The sequence below is a fragment of the Pantoea sp. Pa-EAmG genome (assembly GCF_030024295.1).
Taxonomy (GTDB): domain Bacteria; phylum Pseudomonadota; class Gammaproteobacteria; order Enterobacterales; family Enterobacteriaceae; genus Pantoea; species Pantoea dispersa.
On sequence record NZ_JASEWO010000232.1, the window covers coordinates 1 to 5,719 of the forward strand.

The 5,719-nt window shown below is 55.7% G+C and carries 5 protein-coding genes and 1 riboswitch; of the genes, 4 read left to right on the forward strand and 1 reads right to left on the reverse strand.

Going from position 1 to position 5,719, the window contains the following annotated elements; genetic code table 11:
* Positions 1–233: 233 nt before the first annotated feature.
* Together fabR and QMM04_RS20425 are read left to right on the forward strand one after the other, a co-directional pair.
* Entirely contained in the window at positions 234–878 is a 645-nt protein-coding gene (fabR, locus tag QMM04_RS20420; RefSeq protein WP_031279587.1) for an HTH-type transcriptional repressor FabR, read from the forward strand.
* A gap of 18 nt (positions 879–896) precedes the next feature.
* Positions 897–1,253, forward strand: coding sequence for a YijD family membrane protein (locus QMM04_RS20425; RefSeq protein WP_021506823.1), 357 nt, complete (start codon positions 897–899; stop codon positions 1,251–1,253).
* A gap of 35 nt (positions 1,254–1,288) precedes the next feature.
* Here the strand turns inward: QMM04_RS20425 and trmA are convergent, their stop codons facing one another.
* Complete coding sequence (gene trmA, locus QMM04_RS20430; protein ID WP_058758135.1) at positions 1,289–2,392, reverse strand: tRNA (uridine(54)-C5)-methyltransferase TrmA; 1,104 nt, start codon at positions 2,390–2,392, stop codon at positions 1,289–1,291.
* Positions 2,393–2,504: 112 nt separating this feature from the next.
* Positions 2,505–2,686: riboswitch (cobalamin riboswitch) on the forward strand.
* A gap of 68 nt (positions 2,687–2,754) precedes the next feature.
* Here trmA and btuB point away from each other — a divergent pair.
* Complete coding sequence (btuB, locus tag QMM04_RS20435) at positions 2,755–4,635, forward strand: TonB-dependent vitamin B12 receptor BtuB (protein WP_282996887.1); 1,881 nt, start codon at positions 2,755–2,757, stop codon at positions 4,633–4,635.
* Positions 4,580–5,431, forward strand: a complete 852-nt coding sequence (murI, locus tag QMM04_RS20440) for a glutamate racemase (RefSeq protein WP_282996888.1) — start codon at positions 4,580–4,582, stop codon at positions 5,429–5,431. The genes btuB and murI overlap by 56 nt, the downstream gene beginning before the upstream one ends.
* The last annotated feature ends 288 nt before the right edge of the window (positions 5,432–5,719 follow it).

The following is a 5,719-nucleotide window of genomic DNA, read 5'->3' on the forward strand; positions in this document are numbered from 1 at the left end:
AGCCAATCACAATGGCATCGTAATCGTAAGACTTTTGCATACCAGTACGTCCTATGTTTCTATACATTTTTACAACGAGATTCTAACATCTCGCCGCGCACATCTGAATTCTAACAGCGTAAATTGGCAAAGTTTGACAATCAGTGAGGTTAACAGGCGGTCACAAACTTTGCGCCGCTGTACGCTGAAAAGTTTGTTATAGTGCCTGCCTGATTACTCACAAGGCCGGGAAAATGGGCGTTCGAGCGCAACAAAAAGAACGTACACGACGTTCACTGATTGAAGCGGCATTCAGTCAGTTAAGTGCAGAAAGGAGTTTTGCCAGCCTGAGTTTACGCGAAGTGGCACGCGAAGCCGGCATTGCACCGACCTCGTTTTACCGTCACTTTCGCGATGTGGATGAACTCGGCCTGACGATGGTCGATGAAAGTGGCCTGATGCTGCGCCAGCTGATGCGCCAGGCGCGCCAGCGCATTGCCAAAGGCGGCAGCATCATTAAAACCTCGGTCGCCACGTTTATGGAGTTCATCGGGAACAATCCCAACGCTTTTCGTCTCTTACTACGCGAGCGCTCCGGCACCTCAGCGGCTTTTCGTGCGGCGGTCGCGCGGGAGATTCAGCACTTTATTGCTGAACTGGCCGACTACCTTGAGCTGGAAAACCGCATGCCGCGCAGCTTTACCGAAGCGCAGGCGGAAGCTATGGTGACGATTGTGTTCAGCGCCGGCGCGGAAGCGCTGGATGTGGATATCGAACAGCGGCGCAAACTGGAAGAGCGTCTGGTGCTGCAGCTGCGAATGATCGCCAAAGGCGCGTATTACTGGTATCGCCGGGAGCAAGAGCGCCTGGCGGTTACCCTGGAAACCCCCGAAGAGTAATGTGATAAGGATAATGAAATGATTGAGCAAAACCCTCGCGATAAAGGAACGTTGTTACTGGCTTTTATCACCGGTTTAGCTATCAACGGCTCCTTTTCGGTGCTGTTCAGCACCTTTGTTCCCTTTTCGATTTTCCCGCTGATCGCCCTTGGCCTTGCCGCGTGGTGTCTGCATCAGCGCTATCTCAACCGCAATATGCCGGACGGCATGCCTTCGCTGGCGGCGGCATTTTTTCTGCTGGGGATTCTGGTGTACAGCGCGCTGGTGCGTGCCGAATATCCGGATATCGGGTCTAACTTCATCCCGACCATTCTGATGGTGGCGCTGGTGTTCTGGATCGCCATGCGCTTCCGCCGCAGCAAGAACAAGCACTGAAAACAATCACGGGAACCGCAGGGTTCCCGTTTTTTTCAGGCTTTTCGCGTCAGTAACACACCGCATTCCATATGGTGGGTGTAAGGGAACTGGTCAAACAGCGCCAGCCGCGTGATGTTATGCGTGGCACTCAGTACGCTGAGGTTGTCGCACAGCGTCTGCGGATTACAGGAAATATAGAGAATACGCGGATAGGCCTGCACCATCTTCACCGTCTCGTCATCCAGCCCGCTGCGCGGCGGATCGACAAAGATGGTCTCGCACTGATAGCTATTGAGATCGATGCCTTCCAGACGGTTAAAGCTGCGCACGCCGTTCATCGCCTGGGTAAACTCTTCGGCTGCCATACGAATAATTTGCACGTTGTCGATGTGGTTGGCCGCGATGTTGTACTGCGCCGAAGCCACCGACGGTTTGGCGATTTCCGTCGCCAGTACGCGGCGGAAGTTACGCGCCAGCGCCAGTGAAAAGTTGCCATTACCACAGTACAGCTCCAGCAGATCGCCGCGCGAATCTTGCGTCACGTCCAGCGCCCACTCCAGCATCTGAATATTCATCGCCGCATTCGGCTGAGTGAAGCTGTTCTCCACCTGACGATAGATCATCTCCTGGCCGGCTACCGGCAGGCGCTCATCGACGTAATCGCGATCGAGACAGATTTTGGTTTTCGTGGCACGGCCAATCAGCTGCACATCAAACCCTTCTGCGCGCAGACTATCGCGCAGCGCAGTCGCAGCTTCGGTCCAGTCGGCTTCCAGCTTGCGGTGATACAGCAGTGAAATCACGATCTGGTTGCTGAGGGTGGAGAGATAATCGATCTGGAACAGTTTGAAACGCAGCGCGCGATTATCGCGGATCGCGGCGATCAACTTTGGCATCAGCGTGTTGATCAACTGGCTGGCCGCCGGAAACTGATCGACGCGGATACGCTGTTTAGTCTCTTGATCGAAGATGATGTGATAAAGATCGTCACCGTCGTGCCAGATGCGGAATTCGGCGCGCATACGATAGTGGCTGACCGGCGAGCGGAACACCTCCACGTCGGGCGCTGCGTAGGGGGCCATCATCGCCTGTAAGCGGCTGACTTTTTCCGCCAGTTGCGCGTCGTATTGTTCAATCGGGAGTTGTTCGGGTGTCATCTTCAATCCTGGTGTTAAGCCTGCCTGCCGGGCGATTGTAGGCATTCACCTGCTGATGTCCAGTCCCGGACAGTGCAGGAAGGCTGGCTGTCTGGATTTCCGGCCTTCTTAAACGTAGACTGCGGCTGCCGGCCTCCTTGAGTTAAAAGGGAATCCAGTGTGAATCTGGAGCTGACGCGCAGCGGTAAAAGAATGTCGTGGTGATCGCAATCGCAGACACTGTCCTCGCGGATGGGAAGTCTTCACCACTTATGATTCCCAGCCCGAAGACCTGCCGGTGTGACGTCGCAACTTCTGAGATCATCGCGTGCTATCGATCCCGGACCTGCGGCATCCTGCTTCGTCTTTTGGATGCTATAACAATGAAAACAACACACGCTTCGCTGTTTGCCTTTAGTGCAACGGCGTTGTCGCTCTGGGCGCAATCTGGCTACGCGCAGCAGAATGATGATACGCAAATCGTTACCGCTAACCGGTTTTTGCAGCCGGTATCCTCCGTTCTCGCGCCGACGACGGTCGTGACCCGCGACGATATTGATCGCTGGCAGGCTAAAAGCCTGACGGACGTCATGCGTCGCCTGCCTGGCGTGGACATCGCGCAGAACGGTGGCCTCGGCCAGCTGAGTTCGCTGTTTGTGCGCGGTACTAACTCCAGCCACGTACTTATACTCATCGACGGTATCCGGCTAAACCAGGCGGGCGTGTCCGGATCGTCTGATTTAAGCCAGATTCCGCTTTCTCTGGTCCAGCGCATCGAATATGTGCGCGGTGCGCGCTCGGCGGTGTATGGCTCCGATGCGATTGGCGGCGTGGTGAACATCATCACCGGTCGTGATAAGCCGGGCACGACGCTGAGCGCGGGCGTGGGCTCGAAAGGCTATCAAAACTATGAAGGTTCTACCCAGCAGCAGCTGGGCGCAGCCACGACGCTGACCATGGCGGGCAACTACACCTATACGCGCGGCTATGATGTGGTGGCAAACCTGCCGGATGTGTATGGCGATCCGGCGCAGAAAGATCGCGATGGCTTCATGAACAAGACACTGTATGGCGCGCTGGAGCACCAGTTCAGTGACGGGCTGAGCGGCTTTGTTCGCGGCTACGGTTTTGACAACCGTACGGCCTACGACGGCACCTACAGCTACGATAACAGTTTTAACATCAACGGATTAAACGATACCCGCCAGCTCTACAGCCAGACCTGGGACAGCGGCCTGCGTTACAGCAACGACATTTATTCGACGCAGCTGATCGCCAGCTACAGCCGCAGCAAAGACTATAACTATGATCCGCGTACAGGCCGCTACGGCCCGTCGACCACGCTGGATGACAGCAAGCAGTACAATGTGCAGTGGGGTAATACGTTGCAGGTGGCGCAGGGCAGCGTAAGCGCGGGCGTGGACTGGCAGAAACAGACCACGGAACCCGGCACGGCTTACGTGGCTGACAGTACTGAGCTGCGTAACACCGGCATTTATGCCACCACCCAGCAGCAGCTGGGCAGCGTAACGCTGGAAGGCGCGGTACGCGGTGACGACAACAGCCAGTTTGGCTGGCACGGCACCTGGCAGGGCGGGGCGTCGTGGGCGTTTGTTGATGGCTATAGCGTGTTTGCCAATTACGCGACGGCGTATAAAGCGCCTCGTCTCGGCCAGTTGTATGGTTCTTATGGCAACAGCGACCTGAAGCCGGAAGAGAGTAAACAGTGGGAAGCGGGCTTCTCTGGCCTGACCGGGCCGGTAAACTGGCGCGTATCCGGTTATCGTAACGATATCGATAATCTGATTGATAGCGATCCCACCACCTATATCTATTACAACATCGATAAAGCGCGCATTAAGGGCGTAGAAGCCACGGCGTCGTTCGATACCGGTCCGCTTAGCCATCAGATTTCTTACGATTATGTTGATGCGCGCGATGCTGAAACCGATCAACCGCTGGTGCGCCGTGCGAAGCAGCAGGTGAAATACCAGCTCGACTGGACGATTTATGAGTTTGACTGGTCACTGACCTATCATTATCTCGGCGATCGCTATGATACGGATTACAACCACTCCTTTACCCCGCAGCGCGTCAAACTGGGCGGTGTAAGTTTATGGGATCTGGCAGTTTCGTATCCGGTCACATCACAGCTCACCGTTCGTGGTAGAATTGCCAACCTGTTCGATAAAGACTACGAGACAGTGTATGGCTATCCAACTCCAGGAACGGAGTATTACCTCAGCGCCAGCTACAGCTTCTGATCTGCGTCCCACCGTGCTGGTGTTTGACTCCGGCGTCGGTGGGCTCTCCGTCTATGATGAGGTCCGGCAACTGCTGCCGGGCCTGCACTATCTCTATGCCTTCGATAATGCCGGCTTCCCTTACGGTGAAAAAAGCGAAGAATATATTGTTGAGCGGGTCGTGGCGGTGGTGGAGGCTATCGTGCAGCGCGTGCCGCTGGCGTTAGTGGTCATCGCCTGTAACTCCGCCAGTACTGTATCGCTGCCAGCATTGCGTCAGCGCTTTGAGTTCCCGGTCGTCGGCGTCGTGCCGGCGATTAAGCCTGCGGCCCGTCTGACGCGCAACGGCGTGGTCGGCCTGCTGGCCACGCGCGGCACGGTGAAACGGCCTTACACCCATGAGCTGGTGGCGCAGTTTGCGCGCGAATGTAAAATCGAAATGCTGGGCTCGGCGGAACTGGTCGAACTGGCGGAAGCCAAACTGCACGGAGAAACGGTGTCGCTGGACGATGTGCGTCGCGCAGTGCAACCGTGGCTACGTATGAAAGAGCCGCCGGATACCGTGGTGCTGGGTTGTACCCATTTCCCGCTGTTACGTGAAGAGCTGCAGCAGGTGTTGCCTGACGGCACCCGGCTGGTGGATTCGGGCGCAGCCATTGCACGGCGCACCGCCTGGTTATTAGAGCACGAAGCGCCTCAGGCGCGTTCCAGCGGACAGAATGTGGCATTTTGTACGCGCATGGATGACGAAGTGGTGCAATTATCACCGGTTTTGCAGCGTTATGGCTTCCCGCTGCTGGAAAAACTGGCGATTTGACGGGCTTTCGCCGAAAAAAACAGCACTCGAAAATTAATTTGCATTTAGCCCTTGTCAGCCCGAAAGAACTCCCTATAATGCGCCTCCACTGACACGGCACAACGGCTTACGAAGCGCCCTGTTAGTGAGGTGGCCCTTAACGGCAACCTTCAGAAAAGCAAAAATAAATGCTTGACTGAGAAAGCGGAAAGCGTAATATACGCATCCCGCGCCGCTTGAGAAATCGCGGCACTGCTCTTTAACAATTTATCAGACAATCTGTGTGGGCACTCGCAGGATTGATATCAG